Here is a 14,687-nt window from a genome sequence, read left to right as displayed (position 1 = left end):
TATGCGTGTAGTGTGCGCCTAAAGTATGCTATCTTTTTGGTAAAAGTATCCCATGCCCTAGGTGGGCTTTTAAGGATTTGTATGCGTGAAGGTCATTTTATTTTGCTGGGCGCAACGGGGGATTTAGCCCTGCGCAAGATTTTTCCTGCCCTTTATAAAGCTTACAAGGATCAACTATTAACCCCTAGTATTTTGGCTACAGGGCGTTCGCGTCTTAGCCAAGCAGAGTTTTTGCACCTATTAGACACCAAAACAAAACCCCATCTTAAAAATCTTGATTTGACATTATGGGAAAGTTTTACCCAACACATTGAGTATGTAGCGATGGATTTAACCCAAGCGCAGGATTTCAAGGCACTTACAAAGCGTCCTCTCCACCCCAATACGATTATTTATTTTTCTATCGCTCCGGAGTTTTTTGCAATCGCGTGCGAACACTTAGCCCAAGTAGGGCTAAATGCCCCTGAAGTCAAAATTGTCTTAGAAAAACCCCTAGGGGTGAATCTACACTCCGCGCGCGCCATCCATCAAAGCATCGCCCAGCACTACCAAGAAAGCCAGATTTATCGCATCGATCATTACTTAGGCAAACAGAGTGTGCAAAATCTCTTGCATTGGCGCGCCTCTAATGCGCTCTTACAAACCCTTTTGCATAAAGACCATGTCGATCATGTGCAAATGAGTGTGTGCGAAACTTTGGGGGTGGAGAGTCGGGGGGGCTTTTACGATCCTATGGGGGCTTTGCGCGACATGCTCCAAAACCACATGCTCCAAATGCTCACTTTGCTCACCATGCCCCTGCCCTCAAATCTAGATGCCTCCTCCATCCGCCAAGCCAAACGCGCCTTGCTCCAAAGCCTCAAACCCCTAGATCACCAAGCCCTCTTAGCCCAAGTGGTGCGTGCCCAATACAGCGCACATGGAGATTTTGTAGGCTATCGTCAAGAACCCCATGTCCATCCTAATAGCCAAACCGAAACCTTTGTCGCGCTCAAATTAGAGGTTGCGCGCTCCGAGTGGGCGGGTGTGCCCTTTTATTTGCGCACGGGCAAGCGCATGGGTGCTTCTTTTGTGCAAGTGGTGGTTAGCTTTAAGGGGGGTAGTCCTCTCATCTTTACCATCCAGCCCAACCCTGCGATCTCTTTGAATCTAGCCCCCATTACCTTGCAAACAGCCTTAGAGAGTGGCATGGACGCTTACCAACGCTTGATTCTAGATGTCTTTGACTCTAATCAAAGTGCCTTCAACCACCAAGACGAATTAGAAGCCGCGTGGGTGTGGCTTGATCCCATCTTGCAAGCATGGCAGGCAAATGAAACTCCCTTGTATTTCTACCCAGCGGGGAGTTTTGGTCCCAAAGAAGCCTTTGATCTACTAGAGAGAGATGGGCACGCGTGGAGGCAGATGTGAATTTTTTTGAGCTTGGTAAGGGTAATGTCCGTGATCCTATGAATGATTTTGCCTTTTGGATTTCTTTTTTCACGGGTGATCTAGAGTATAACTTTGCCACAGACGATCACCAAATCCATATCGCCTTTTCAGGGGGCAAAAGCCCGATCCCTTTTTTAGAGTATATGGCAGGACTCGAGCGGTGGGATGACTATACTTATGCTCTAGTAGATGATCGCATTGTCCCCCCCGATCATAAGGATAGCAACGCGCTCTTGATCCATAGACATTTTTTAGACAAAGTGCGCTCTAAATTTAAAATTGAAGCACCCTTTACCCCCTTAGTTACAGATGCTAGTCTCCCCCCCGAGATGATCTTAGCAAAAGCCCTCGAGAGTTACAAACAACCTGATTTAGCCCTGCTTGGCATGGGTTTGGATGGGCACACCGCCTCGCTTTTCTCCGATGCGCCTGAATACGAACACGCCCTAAGCACCACCCAGCCCCTTGTGCTCACCACGCCTCAAAATGCCCCCCACAAGCGCATTAGCATGAGTTTGCACGCTTTAGAGAGTTGTAAAGAAACTTGGTTGCTCATCTCAGGGGAGGAGAAGCGCAGGGTTTTTGATGAGGCTGCTAAGGGGATCAACCCCAAACTCCCCATTTCTTTTATCTTACATTCTAAAAAGGTAAACTGCCATGTCTTCTACACCCGATAAAACTTACCCCCGCCTCTTAGCTGACATTGGAGGCACAAACGCGCGTTTTGGGCTAGAGGTCGCCCCTGATAAAATTGAGTGCATTGAGGTGTTTGCCTGTCAGGATTATAACACCGTCGTGGATGCGATCAAGGCTTATCTAGCCAAGACCAATAACCCCCCCGTCAAATACGCCGCCATCGCCATCGCTAACCCTGTAGTGGGCGATTGGGTGCAAATGACCAACCACCATTGGGCATTTTCCATTGAAACCACCCGTCAAGCTTTGAAATTAGAGGTGTTGATCCTCATCAACGATTTCACCGCCCAAGCTTACGCCCTCTCCAAGCTCAACACAGAAGAGTTATTGCAAGTGGGGGGGAGCGCGTGCGAGTTGCATGCCCCCAAGCTGGTTTTAGGTCCGGGCACAGGGCTTGGAGTGAGCGCGCTCATCCCTTGTTGCGATGGCTCTTACACCGCTCTAGCGGGCGAGGGGGGGCATGTGAGTTTTGCGCCCTTTGATGACACGGAGATTATGATCTGGCATTATGCGCGTAAAAAGTATGGGCATGTCTCTGCCGAGCGTTTTTTAAGCGGGGCGGGGCTGGTGCTCATCCATGCCGCTTTAGCTGATAGAGAGGGGATGCAACCCCCCCAAATGACCCCTGAAGTTATCAGCCAACAAGCGCTCAGTGGCAAATCCCCCCTATGCCGTTTGACTTTGGATATTTTTTGCACCATTCTAGGCACGGTGGCTTCTAACATGGCTTTGATCTTGGGAGCGCGCGGGGGAGTGTATCTCTCTGGGGGGATTATCCCGCGCTTCATTGATTATTTTAAAACCTCGCCCTTCCGTCTGCGTTTTGAAAACAAGGGGCGTTTTGCGGCGTATTTGGCGGCTATCCCCGTCTATGTGGTGCTCTCTAAACACCCGGGTTTAAAGGGTGTGGCTGTGGCGTTGGATAACCACCTAAGGGTGCATCCATGAGTTTGACCGCCTTAAACGCTTTCAAAGCCTTAGAAACGCATTTCCAAGCCTTAAAGCAAGCGCACATGAAAGATCTATTCGCTAGTGATCCCAAACGCGCCACGCGTTATTTTCTCAAAGTGGGGGGTTTGTCTTTAGATTATTCTAAAAACCGCATCAATGATGAAACCTTGGAACTTCTCCAAGATTTAGCAAAAGAATGCGCCCTAGAGCGCAAAATTCAAGCCATGTTTTCAGGCGCAAAGATCAACACCACAGAGGGGCGCGCGGTATTACATACCGCCCTGCGTAACCAGTCCTGCGAAAAAGTCATGGTAGATGGGCAAGATGTGATGCCCAAAGTGCGCGAGGTGCTTGCGCGCATGGCGGACTTTAGCGATGCTCTGCGTTGCGGGCACTGGCTAGGCTACACCAATCAGATCATCACCGATGTGGTCAATATTGGCATTGGGGGTTCAGACTTGGGCGCGTTGATGGTGTGCAAAGCTTTAAAACGCTATGCCCACCCGCGCTTGAATATGTATTTTGTTTCTAATGTGGATGGGATTCAAATCCAAAGCGTGCTAGATAAGATCCACCCAGAAACCACGCTCTTTATTGTGGCTTCTAAGACTTTTTCTACCCAAGAAACCTTAACAAATGCCCTGAGCGCGCGCGCGTGGTTTTTAGCCCATGCCCATGATGAAACCCACATTGCCAAGCACTTCGTAGCGGTCTCTACGAATAAGCAAGCCGTGCAAGATTTTGGGATCGACACGGCTAACATGTTTGAGTTTTGGAACTGGGTGGGAGGGCGTTATAGTTTGTGGTCGGCTATTGGGCTTTCTATTATGATCTATCTAGGTAAGGAGAATTTTCAAGAACTACTAGAGGGGGCTTACGAGATGGATGTGCATTTCAAAAACGCGCCCTTTGAACACAACATGCCCGTGATTTTAGCCCTGCTAGGGATTTGGTATGTGAATTTTTTTGATGCGGGTAGCCACTTGATCGCCCCTTACGATCAATATTTGCGTTATTTTCCTAGATTTATCCAACAGTTAGACATGGAGAGCAATGGCAAACGCACCACTTTGGGGGGGGAGGTGGTGGATTATGACACCGGACCCATTATTTGGGGGGATATTGGAATCAACTCCCAACACGCTTTTTTCCAACTGCTCCATCAAGGCACGCATTTAACCCCCATTGATTTTATCGCCTCTTTGAGTAAGGAGGGCAATTTACCCGGCCACCATGAAATACTCCTTAGCAATGTCTTTGCCCAAGCGGAGGCGTTTATGAAAGGTAAGGACTATAACCAAGCGCTCAAGCAGCTTTTAGACAAGGGCATGGACGCTCCCAGCGCGCGCGCGCTTGCTCCTCACCGGGTGTTTTCGGGCAACCGCCCCAGCAATATGATCTTATTAGATGCGATCACTCCTAGGAGTATTGGGAATTTGGTCGCGCTTTATGAACATAAAATTTTTGTGCAGGGGGCTATTTGGGACATCAATAGTTTCGATCAATGGGGGGTGGAATTGGGCAAGGAGTTAGCTAAGGACATTTTAGCCCAGTTGCGCGAGGGGAGCGCACAAAACCCCCATGACAGCTCAACACAACATCTCATCCATCTTTATAAAACCTACAATAAAGGAGTTTTACATGCAGACAAAGAATAATAATTTTGCCCTGGCCAGTTTGACGGGATTGTTTTTCATGATGGGTTTTATCACAGTGCTCAACGACGCTTTGATGCCCCACTTGAAGAAAATCTTTGAGTTAAACTACTTTGAGGCATCTTTGATCCAATTTTGTTTCTTTGGCGCGTATTTTATCATGGGGGGACCTTTTGGGAAACTCTTAGATAAGATTGGCTACCCGGCTGGGGTAGTGGGGGGGTTTTTAATCACCGCCTTGGGCTGTGTCCTCTTTTACCCGGCCGCTTCTATGGCTTCTTATCCCATCTTTTTGGGCGCTTTCTTCGTCCTAGCGAGCGGGATTGTGCTCTTGCAAACCGCGGGTAACCCCTTTGTAACTTTGCTAGCCCCAGGCAAGGAAGCCACCGCCCTCACTTTGGTGCAGGCTTTCAACTCACTAGGCACATTCTTAGGTCCACACTTTGGGGCGTTGCTCATCATCTCTGGCACGGCTGAAGTGGTGGATAAGGTTAAAGAAGCCCAATCCGTGCAAGTGCCCTACTTGATCATTGCCGGGGTGGCGATCTTACTAGCTGTCGTGTTCTACTTGCTCAAATTGCCCGATGTGCGCGAGCGCGCGGAGCAAATTAGTGAGGAAAACCACGATGGCAAGCAGAGTATGTTTGAATACAGCCACCTAGTTTTTGGGGCGTTAGCCATTTTCTTTTATGTGGGCGCAGAAGTTTCCATTGGGACTTTCTTAGTCAACACGATGGAACAGGTCGCAGGTTGGGACAGCAAAACCGCCACGCACTTCATTAGTTTCTATTGGGGCGGGGCGATGGTAGGACGCTTTTTAGGGAGCGCAATCATGGCTAAGATCGCGCCTAATAAATGTTTGGCGTTCAACGCAGCCATGAGCGCGCTCTTGTTGGTGCTGGCTATTATCTTTGATAGCCATGCCACTATTTATGTCCTATTGGCGATCGGGCTTTTCAATTCCATTATGTTCCCCACCATCTTCTCTCTAGCGACTAAAAATCTAGGTAAATTCACCAGCCAAGCCTCTGGGCTCATCTGTATTGCCATTGTCGGGGGCGCGCTCATCCCACCCGTGCAAGGTTTGGTAGCCGATAGTATGGGGCTTATTGTCTCTTTTCTAGTGCCCATGGTGTGCTACTTCTACATCATCTTCTTTGCCTTACAGGGCTATAAAGTCGTCTCAGATAGGGACTAGGTTACAAAGGAGGGGTTAATGTTTGAGCGCGCGCCATAGCTGGGCTTGATCCATGGTGGCAATCCCTAAATCTTGGGCGCGTTTTAGCTTGCTCCCCGGATTATCTCCATAAATGAGTAAGTGGGTGCTCGCGCTCACACTGCTTTTCACACACGCGCCCAAACTTTCTAAACGCGCGCTCAAGGCTTCCCTAGAGATACTAAAAGTGCCGCTCAACACGATGTTTTTTTGGCTGAACATAGAGGATTCTTGAGAAGAAGTCGGGGGTGTGGGTTCTATAAGCGCAAGCAAACATTTTAGCAAAGCCCCATTGTCCTGCAAGAATCGCGCCAGCGCGCCAGCCATTTTATGCTCAAAACCCGGCAAGGCTCTAAAATCCTGCGCGCGTTTTGCAAACACCTCTAAGCCAAAGGCTTGGGCTAGGGCTTTGCTTGCCCCCTTGCCAATGTGCTCGATTCCTAGCGCGTTGATCAAACGCCACAAGGGGGCGCGCTTGGTGTTGGCGATCGCCTCTAAGAGATTTTGGGCGCGCTTGTGTTTCCAGCCCTCTAGGGCGCATAAACTCTCTAGTTTGAGGGTGTAGAGGTCTGCAATATTACTAATGAGTTTAGCCTCTAGTAATTGCGCCACCACTTTATCGCCCAAGCCGGCGATGTTTAAGCCATGTTTAGAGGCAAAATGCACAATTTTTTCCTTGATCTTGGGGGGGCAGTGGGGGTTGGGGCAGAACAGGGCGCGATCCCTATGGCTAAGATCGCGCGCGCAACGGTGGCAAAAGGGCTTGCAAACCAACGCCCCTTCACACGCTAAACACCGCGTGCTTAGGGCATTTTTGGCGTATTTGCGCACAAAGACATGGCAGGTGGGGCAGAAATTGGGCTTGTTTTGCAAGAGCAAGGACATCTTACAAACCGGGCAATGCTTGAGCTCTTGTTGGGCTAAAAGAGTGGCGCAGGCGGGGCAATGTGTGGGGGGGATAATGGGGGTTTGTGAGCCATCGCGTAGGTGTTCTAGGGGCTTGATGAGCTTGGGGATCACATCTCCACTTCTAATCACCACCACCATGTCATTGAGCATAAAGCCCTTTTGCTGGATTTCCGTGTAATTATTCAGTGTGGCTTTGGAAACGCGCGCTCCATCGAGTGTTATGGGTTTCAAGATCGCCACAGGGGTGATCGCCCCCGTGCGCCCAATTTGGGGGACAATGCCCAGGAGTTTGGTGTGTTTTTCAAGAGCAGGGAATTTATAGGCGATAGCAAAGCGGGGGGCTTTGAGGGTAAAACCTAATTCTCTTTGCATGCTAAAATCATCCACCACCACCACCATGCCATCCATACCCACTTGGGCGTGCGCGCGCTGGGCATGCAATGTGGCGTAAGCGCGCTCGATGTCTGCTAAATGGGCGCAGGCGATAAAGCGTGTGGGCAAAAAGCCATCGCCCATGATCGTCTCCATCATCGCCTTAAAGCTAGGTTTGCTAGGGTGGCAATGCCCCAAACCCCAAGGCATAAAAGTGAGTTTACGCGCGGCGCAAATTTTGGGATCGAGCTGGCGCAAGCTCCCTGCAGCGGCATTCCTAGCGTTGGCAAAGAGGGGTTGTCCTTGATCTAGGCGTTGCGCGTTGAGATTTTCAAAATCTGTGTTCTCGATCACAACTTCCCCGCGGATTTCTAGGGGATCCATATAGGCGATACGCAGGGGGATTGAGGGGATAGTCTTAGCGTTGTGGGTAACTAATTCGCCTTCTATGCCATTGCCCCGCGTTGTCGCGCTCACTAATTTGCCTTGATCGTAAAAGAGATTGAGAGAAACCCCATCGAGCTTAGGCGAACAGGTGAAACTAGCATGGGGATAAACTTTAAAAATGCGTGTTATCCAAGTTCGCAAACCCTCTACATCAAAGACATTGTCTAAACTCCACATGCGCTCTAAATGGGTGTGTTTGGGTAAATACGCAAGCAAAGCCCCGCCCACGCGCTGGGTGGGGGAGTGTTCTAAAATCTGCTCGGGGTGGGCGTGTTCGTATGTGAGGGCTTGCTGGTAGAGGCTATCATACTCAAAGTCGCTAATGAGGGGATTGTCTAGTACATAGTAGTGGTAGGCGTATTGGCAGAGTTGTTCTATAAGAACTTGGTAATCGTGAAAAGTTTGTATCATTGTCCAGTCTTTGCTATAATGAAAAATTATAGCGGACTTTCATTAAGACAAAGGATGAGTGTGATTAGCGATGTGGACACCACGATCTCTTTGCATTTGAATAACGAAGCCCAGTTTCTGTGTTTTACGCTGAGCGATGATTCCAATAATGACGCTGAACTCTATGGGATCAATATCTTTAAAATCCGTGAAATCATTTATTACGATGGCGATGTTACCGAAACTGTGGGGGGCAATGAGGGCATGATGGTGGGCTTTTTAACCATTAGGGGGGAATCAGTGCCCTTGATTGATGTGGGGCGTTGGTTACACTATGAGCCTAGCAACCCCAATAAAGACTTGGGCGATGCCTCCATCAAGAGTAAAGAAAATTTGGTGATCGTGTGTGAATTTTCTAGCTGTGTGGTGGGGTTAAAAATCTTTGCGATCAAGCGCATTGTGCATAAGAATTGGAGCGATGTGAGTGTGGGGGATAAACAGGGCTTTGGAGCGGGGGGTAAGGTGAGCGCGATCACGCGTTTTGAACAGGATCGCGTGATTCAAATCTTAGATGTGGAGCGTATGCTCATAGACACCTTCCCGGATTTGCAAGAATTGGATTATCTCAAAGCGCAATTTGTGGAGGCTATTAAAAGCGATAAACTAATTTTCATCGCTGAGGACTCCCAAGTGGCGATGAAAAATCTAAAAAAGATCGTGGAAAATCTCCATCTCAAATACGAGAGCTTTGCCAATGGAGAAGCCCTACTCAAACGCCTATTTGAGGACAATATGTTAGATCAAGTGGGGGCGGTGATCACCGATTTAGAAATGCCTATCGTGTCTGGCTTTGAGGTGCTCAAGCGCATTAAAGAGGACGCGCGCACCAAGCACCTGCCCGTGATTATCAATTCTTCGATGAGTAGCGAGTCTAATAAACAGCTTGCTGATTCTTTGCATGCCGATGGCTTTGTGATCAAATCCCATCCAGATGAAATTCAAGAACTCTTGCACGCGTATTTGCAAGTCTGAATAAAAGGAAATTGATGTTAAGGACGCATTTATGCGCCCAAGTGGGCGAATCTTTGTTGGGGCAGAGGGTAGAGCTGTGCGGATGGTGTCATAATTACCGCGACCATGGGGGGGTGATCTTTATTGATTTGCGCGATAAAAGCGGGTTAGTGCAATTGGTGTGCGATCCTAATTCGAGCGCTTATGAGCAGGCTAATTTAGTGCGCCATGAATTTGTTTTGATTGCGCAGGGAATCGTGCGCTTGAGAGGGGAGGGTTTAGAAAACCCCAAACTCAAAACCGGTAAGGTGGAGGTGGTGCTAGAGAGCTTGCGTATTGAAAATAAGAGTCTCACCCCCCCCATTGCCATTGGGGATTCAAGCGTGAATGAAGATTTGCGCTTGCAATACCGCTTTTTGGATTTGCGCGCCCCTAAGAGTTATGAAATCTTTAAAATGCGTAGCCGTGTGGCTAAGGCAGTGCGCGATTGTTTAGATAGTTTGGACTTTTTAGAGATAGAAACCCCCATGTTGGCTAAAACCACCCCCGAGGGAGCTAGAGATTTCTTAATCCCTAGCCGTGTGCATGATGGCGCATTCTTTGCCCTGCCTCAGAGCCCCCAACTCTTTAAGCAACTTTTAATGGTGGCGGGCATGGATCGCTATTACCAGATTGTCAAATGCTTTAGAGATGAGGATTTGCGCGCCGATCGCCAGCCCGAATTTACCCAAGTGGATGTGGAGATGAGCTTTTGCACCCAAGAGGATGTGTTGCAAGTGGCTGAGACTCTACTGCAAGCCGTCTTTAAAAGCGTGGGCATAGAGGTAGCGACCCCTTTTAAACGCATGGACTACATGGAGGCAATGGAGACATACGGGAGCGATAAGCCCGATTTGCGCTTTGAGCTGCCCTTAATAGAAGTGGGCGATCTCTTTGTGGATTCTAGCAATGACATCTTTAAAAAGATCGCTAGCGATCCTAAAAAGAACCGCTTTAAAGCTTTGCGCGTGCCCGGGGGGGATAGTCTTAGCCGTAAATACTTGAGCGAGGCAGAGAGTTTTGTGCGTGGCTTTGGGGCACAGGGGCTAGCTTATTTGCAAATCAAAGCAGAGGGGGCTAAAGGTCCTTTAGTAAAATTTTTAAGTGAAGAGTGCCTACAAGAGCTTTTAGCGCGCACGCAGGCGCAGGTGGGGGACATTCTCTTTTTTGGTGCGGGGGCAAAAAAAATCGTCTGGGATTACATGGGGCGTTTGCGTCTGAAATTAGGACAGGATTTAAACCTCATTGATTCCAACACCTTTAATCTCTTGTGGGTGCTAGATTTTCCTATGTTTGAGAGTGCTGAGGGCAAACTCAGTGCCGCGCACCACCCCTTTACCATGCCCAAAGATTTAGAAAATGAAGACCTAGAGGAGATGCGCTCAATCGCTTATGACATCGTGCTCAATGGAGTAGAGTTGGGCGGGGGGAGTGTGCGCATCCACAAAGAGGAGATTCAAGCTAAGGTTTTTGAGTTGCTAGGCATTAGCCCAAGTGAGGCGCAAGAAAAATTTGGTTTCTTTTTAGAGGCATTGCGCTATGGCGCGCCCCCCCATGCGGGCTTTGCCTTAGGGCTGGATCGCCTCGTGATGTTACTGGCTAAAGTGCCCAGTATCCGCGATGTGATCGCCTTCCCCAAAACCCAAAAGGCTACCTGCCTGCTTAGCCAAGCCCCTAGCCGCGCTTCTGAGGAGCAATTAAGAGAATTGCATATCCGTTTAAGAAACCCTGAAAGGAAACATTGATGAAAAACCTATTTTTGATTATTGGCGCGCCCGGGAGTGGCAAAACCACAGACGCACAGCTGATTGCCCAGCGTAATAGCGCGCAGATGGTGCATTATTCTACTGGCGATCTCTTGCGCGCTGAGATCGCCAAAGAGAGTGAGCGCGGGCAACAAATTGCCCAATACACCAATAAGGGCGATTTAGTGCCCTTAGAAATTGTAGTAGATACAATCATCAACGCCATTAAAAACGCCCCTAAGGACACCATTATCATAGATGGTTACCCGCGCAGTGTAGAGCAAATGCAGGCTTTAGATCGCATGCTTAAAGCTCAAGAAGAAGTGCGCTTAAAGGGCGTTGTAGAAGTCAAGGTGAGCGAACCAGTGGCTAGAGAGCGCGTGTTAGGACGCTCAAGGGGAGATGATGACAACATAGAGGTTTTTAACAAGCGCATGCAGGTGTATAGAGAGCCTTTAGAGAGTATTTTAGAGTTTTACAAAGCCCTAGAGGTGCATCAAGAAATCAATGGAGAGCGGGGCATTGAGGAGATTGTAAGCGATATAGAACAACACATCAAAACCACTTTATAAGGACAATCATGCAAATCCAGCACATCAAAACCGGACAAAACCCCGATGCGATCAATGCGATCATTGAAATCCCCTATGGCTCAAAAGTGAAATACGAAGTGGATAAAGAAAGTGGCGCGGTTGTAGTCGATCGCGTGCTCTACCCTTCTATGGTGTATCCGGCTAATTACGGCTTTGTGCCCCACACTTTGGGCGGGGATGGCGACCCGGCTGATATTTTGGTGCTCAATGAAGACCCCTTGCAGGCAGGGAGTGTGATCAAATGCCGTTTAATCGGGGTGTTGTTTATGGAAGATGAGGGCGGGGTAGATGAAAAACTCTTAGCCCTGCCCACAGAAAAAATCGATCCGCGCTATGTTAAAATCCAAAGCCTAGAGGATTTACCCCCCATCACCCTAGAAAAAATCAAACATTTCTTTGAAACCTATAAAGATTTAGAAAAAGACAAATGGGTCAAGGTTAAAGGCTTTGGCAACAAAGCCCAAGCTAGGGAAGTCTTGCAAAAAGCCATAGAGGATTACAAGAAGTAATGCCCATGTTTAAAGATTGGCATGCTATCTGCTGTGGCACACAAGGGCAAAACAAACCCTACTGCGCATGCGATTTTCAAATCGCGATCCTAGTCCTTGTTACCGGCGTGGCTAGATTTTCTCACTTGGGCGCGTCAAGGCTAAGAGAAGCTGTGGCGCAAGACCTGCGCGCAAATTTCGCGCGTTACACTGAGACCACCCACCCCACTAGCCAAGCCATTGCAGAACACATCCAGCAAACCCTACAAGAGCTTGCCAAACAACACACAACCACCCTCCAGCAGGATAAAGATGAGATTGAGGACATTTTACAGGCTATTTTAGAGGAAGTGCAGGCGGTGCAAACATGGCAACAAACATGGCACCTACCCTTATTAAACACCACGCAGACCCTCCAAGAACGCTTGCAAGCAGATCAAGAGCAAAGGCAAAATAACGCCCAAGAGTTAATCTCCACCGCCCTAGCGGGTCTCAAAACTGAGATTAGAGCATGGCAGGAGACCTCTCAAGGCAAGCATTACCAGCTTGGGATTGGCAAGCTGGTAAGCGCGCTCAAAAATTTAAAAGACGAGGTTGCAAAGATGTGTTTCACGCTTGTCAATCTCAAGCAAGCCCATTTCTTAGAACAACAATACCAGGCGCTCGCACATAGCATAAAAGAGGCTAGGACTAAGAATAAGAGATGGCTTAAGAGGTGTTGGCATTGCCTCTTTGGTTCTAAAGCCAGAAAACAAGCCCAGGCTAAACTCCAAACCCTGCAAGATGCCTTCTTACCCCCCCCCCCCCCCAATGCACAGCCTTTGTTCTCCCTAACAGTCTAAAAGACTTCTGTTTGGCGCGCGCGCAAGCCACGATAAAAAACCACAAAGATAAACTCGATCTAAGCGCTTCTTTGTGTTCCGAACGCTATGGCGCGTTTTTAAGGCAAGTGGGAGATGTGGCGTTTAGCAACTGGAGTTGGGCGCATTTACATTCTTTGCTTGCGATCATGGCAATTGCACGCATCAAGCACCACCAACACCTTGAACACATCAAAGCGCAGATCAAACAAGCCAGCACCCATCTACACATGTGCCAACAACGGCTTTTAACAGAGATAAACACTAAGGAACAAGAATGCGCGCGCCTGGAATCGCGTTTTGAAACCCTAAAACGCGATGTATTGCTCTTAGAAGAAGATTTAAGTTTCAATTTAGACAAATTGCAAAGCAAGCTAGATAGCTTGGGCGCGCCCCACACTTGGCAAACCCTGCAAAGTATTTTATTAGCCACCCAAAAAGAGAACCTACAAAAAAACTTTAAACTCTATGGGGACTACGCCGCGCAAAGCGCACAACTTGAGCATGATCTCAAGGCTTTAAGCTCGAGCTTGCCCGACCGGTTGCAGGATAATTCAGATAAACCCAATAGCCCCCAACCGTCCCACAGTGCCTCCACTAGAGAAGTTTTGATCGCACCCAAATACGATACCCTTTTGGAGCACATCAAAACCCTAGAAACCCAAGCCCAAGATTTTAAGAATATGCAAGAGCGCTTAGAACAATGCCAAGCCCTCCATCACGAAGTTGTGGCGTTAGAGAAAATTTTACGCCAAGATTTGGAAGCATTGGTTATAGGCTATGCTACTCTACAGCCCTGCATTTATGCCCTGCAAGCCCAATCTTCTTACCATATCCACGACCTAGACCAATTAGACATTGTCTTTGTGCAATCTTGTTTGCAACGCCTAGAGCAACACTGGAATACAGAACAAAAACTCATAGAACGCTTGCAAAGAGAGTTGCAAGAATCTTCATCCCCCGCTCCGCATTTTAATTTCACACTTCTAAGCCTTTTGCCAAAACTCCAACAAGCTATCCAAAATAAAACCTGCGATCCGCACGATTTTGCTTGTAGCGTGCTTGCAGTCGCCATGGATACCCATTATTATCTATTATTCCACTTAGGAGATGGGATGTGTGGGATACTAGAGAATCGCCAATTAAAAACCATGGATTGCAACACCTCCACGCCTAAGGTATTTAAAGGCAGTGTAGATGGTGAGAATGTGGGCGGTTTTGTCTTGCTATCTAGCGGGGCTACACAATATCTCCAAGTAGCAAGCACTTTGCAAGATTACATGAATGTCGCGCGTGTGGCAGGGTTGCAACAAAAAGTCCAAAGTGCCCTAGAAAACTTGCTAGAAACACGCGTGAAAGAAAAAACAACCGATGATTGCAGTGTGATCATGTTGGTTAGAGAAAGCACAGAGCCTTTAAGCCCCTCAGAGCAGAAACTAAAAGTATTTGTGCAAACTCCCCCCAGTATAAACAAAAGCCAAGCTTAAGCGCGCCTAGCGCGCCCTACTTGGCGATGATCTGTTTGAAATTACCCAAGCTAGGATCAAAGACTAAGAAGCGTTTGGGGATGTTTTTATACTTGATCATGGCGTGGTTGAAATCCTCAATATTGTGCACCGCGATCATCTCAATTTGGCTAATGATGTCCCCATGTTTGAAACCTAATTCTTCGGCTTTGGAATTGGGCTTGACCTCTTGGACAAACACCCCATGGATCTCAAGAACAAATGCAAGCCGTGGTAGAGGATAATGTTACAACTCACACACAAGATTAAACTACAACCCAACAACAAAGCCCAAACCCACTTTAGAAAGGCTTTTGGGTGTGCTAGATTAGCTTATAACTGGGGACTGGCTAAGTGGAGAGAAAATTATCAAAATGGC

The 14,687-nt window shown here is 48.1% G+C and carries 14 protein-coding genes; 12 read left to right on the top strand and 2 right to left on the bottom strand.

Annotation, left to right across the window (positions count from 1 at the left end; translation table 11 throughout):
• The first annotated feature begins 81 nt into the window (after window positions 1-81).
• Genes EAO33_RS05795 through EAO33_RS05775 form a run of 5 tightly spaced genes read left to right on the top strand, consistent with a single transcriptional unit; the run spans window position 82 to window position 5,931 of the window.
• Entirely contained in the window at window positions 82-1,410 is a 1,329-nt protein-coding gene (locus EAO33_RS05795; protein WP_120945836.1) for a glucose-6-phosphate dehydrogenase, read from the top strand.
• Window positions 1,395-2,108, top strand: coding sequence for a 6-phosphogluconolactonase (pgl, locus tag EAO33_RS05790; RefSeq protein ID WP_235853090.1), 714 nt, complete (start codon window positions 1,395-1,397; stop codon window positions 2,106-2,108). Before EAO33_RS05795 ends, pgl begins: the two co-directional genes overlap by 16 nt.
• Window positions 2,089-3,075, top strand: coding sequence for a glucokinase (locus EAO33_RS05785; RefSeq protein ID WP_120945835.1), 987 nt, complete (start codon window positions 2,089-2,091; stop codon window positions 3,073-3,075). Before pgl ends, EAO33_RS05785 begins: the two co-directional genes overlap by 20 nt.
• Entirely contained in the window at window positions 3,072-4,736 is a 1,665-nt protein-coding gene (pgi, locus tag EAO33_RS05780; RefSeq protein WP_120945834.1) for a glucose-6-phosphate isomerase, read from the top strand. The genes EAO33_RS05785 and pgi overlap by 4 nt, the downstream gene beginning before the upstream one ends.
• Complete coding sequence (locus tag EAO33_RS05775) at window positions 4,720-5,931, top strand: sugar MFS transporter (protein WP_120945833.1); 1,212 nt, start codon at window positions 4,720-4,722, stop codon at window positions 5,929-5,931. Before pgi ends, EAO33_RS05775 begins: the two co-directional genes overlap by 17 nt.
• A 15-nt stretch (window positions 5,932-5,946) precedes the next feature.
• On the opposite strand, the gene ligA is transcribed toward EAO33_RS05775, so the two are convergent.
• Complete coding sequence (gene ligA, locus EAO33_RS05770) at window positions 5,947-8,088, bottom strand: NAD-dependent DNA ligase LigA (RefSeq protein WP_120945832.1); 2,142 nt, start codon at window positions 8,086-8,088, stop codon at window positions 5,947-5,949.
• Between the two features lie 60 nt (window positions 8,089-8,148).
• Here ligA and EAO33_RS05765 point away from each other — a divergent pair, with 60 nt between their 5' ends.
• The 6 genes from EAO33_RS05765 to EAO33_RS09480 are packed head-to-tail and all read left to right on the top strand — an operon-like array spanning window position 8,149 to window position 14,290.
• Window positions 8,149-9,099, top strand: coding sequence for a chemotaxis protein (locus EAO33_RS05765; protein WP_120945851.1), 951 nt, complete (start codon window positions 8,149-8,151; stop codon window positions 9,097-9,099).
• Between the two features lie 14 nt (window positions 9,100-9,113).
• Window positions 9,114-10,862: an aspartate--tRNA ligase gene (gene aspS / locus EAO33_RS05760; protein ID WP_120945830.1), complete on the top strand. Its 1,749-nt coding sequence runs from the start codon at window positions 9,114-9,116 to the stop codon at window positions 10,860-10,862.
• Window positions 10,862-11,434 (top strand): adenylate kinase, encoded by a 573-nt coding sequence (locus EAO33_RS05755; protein WP_120945828.1) that lies wholly within the window; start codon window positions 10,862-10,864, stop codon window positions 11,432-11,434. Before aspS ends, EAO33_RS05755 begins: the two co-directional genes overlap by 1 nt.
• An 8-nt stretch (window positions 11,435-11,442) precedes the next feature.
• Window positions 11,443-11,964, top strand: coding sequence for an inorganic diphosphatase (ppa, locus tag EAO33_RS05750; protein ID WP_120945826.1), 522 nt, complete (start codon window positions 11,443-11,445; stop codon window positions 11,962-11,964).
• Window positions 11,965-11,969: 5 nt separating this feature from the next.
• Window positions 11,970-12,785 carry a hypothetical protein gene (locus tag EAO33_RS09485; protein WP_235853089.1) on the top strand — a complete coding sequence of 272 codons (816 nt, stop codon included), beginning with the start codon at window positions 11,970-11,972 and terminating at the stop codon, window positions 12,783-12,785.
• Between the two features lie 11 nt (window positions 12,786-12,796).
• Window positions 12,797-14,290: a protein phosphatase 2C domain-containing protein gene (locus tag EAO33_RS09480; protein WP_235853088.1), complete on the top strand. Its 1,494-nt coding sequence runs from the start codon at window positions 12,797-12,799 to the stop codon at window positions 14,288-14,290.
• 16 nt (window positions 14,291-14,306) lie between these two features.
• Here the strand turns inward: EAO33_RS09480 and EAO33_RS05740 are convergent, their stop codons facing one another.
• On the bottom strand, window positions 14,307-14,510 hold the full coding sequence (locus EAO33_RS05740) for a hypothetical protein (RefSeq protein ID WP_205589516.1): 204 nt from the start codon (window positions 14,508-14,510) through the stop codon (window positions 14,307-14,309).
• A 42-nt stretch (window positions 14,511-14,552) separates the two neighbouring features.
• Between EAO33_RS05740 and EAO33_RS05735 the strand changes: the two genes are divergently transcribed.
• The coding region (locus EAO33_RS05735; protein ID WP_162982218.1) for a helix-turn-helix domain-containing protein at window positions 14,553-14,687 on the top strand (135 nt) is incomplete at its 3' end.

This window comes from Helicobacter labacensis (genome assembly GCF_003660285.1).
Taxonomy (GTDB): domain Bacteria; phylum Campylobacterota; class Campylobacteria; order Campylobacterales; family Helicobacteraceae; genus Helicobacter; species Helicobacter labacensis.
This window is presented reverse-complemented; position numbering and strand designations above follow the sequence as displayed.

Coding starts and splice junctions, on each gene's coding strand:
- EAO33_RS05795 (WP_120945836.1), top strand. CDS start 82: ATGCGTGAAGGTCATTTTATTTTGCTGGGCGCAACGGGGGATTTAGCC.
- EAO33_RS05785 (WP_120945835.1), top strand. CDS start 2,089: ATGTCTTCTACACCCGATAAAACTTACCCCCGCCTCTTAGCTGACATT.
- pgi (WP_120945834.1), top strand. CDS start 3,072: ATGAGTTTGACCGCCTTAAACGCTTTCAAAGCCTTAGAAACGCATTTC.
- EAO33_RS05775 (WP_120945833.1), top strand. CDS start 4,720: ATGCAGACAAAGAATAATAATTTTGCCCTGGCCAGTTTGACGGGATTG.
- ligA (WP_120945832.1), bottom strand. CDS start 8,088: ATGATACAAACTTTTCACGATTACCAAGTTCTTATAGAACAACTCTGC.
- aspS (WP_120945830.1), top strand. CDS start 9,114: ATGTTAAGGACGCATTTATGCGCCCAAGTGGGCGAATCTTTGTTGGGG.
- EAO33_RS05755 (WP_120945828.1), top strand. CDS start 10,862: ATGAAAAACCTATTTTTGATTATTGGCGCGCCCGGGAGTGGCAAAACC.
- ppa (WP_120945826.1), top strand. CDS start 11,443: ATGCAAATCCAGCACATCAAAACCGGACAAAACCCCGATGCGATCAAT.
- EAO33_RS09485 (WP_235853089.1), top strand. CDS start 11,970: ATGTTTAAAGATTGGCATGCTATCTGCTGTGGCACACAAGGGCAAAAC.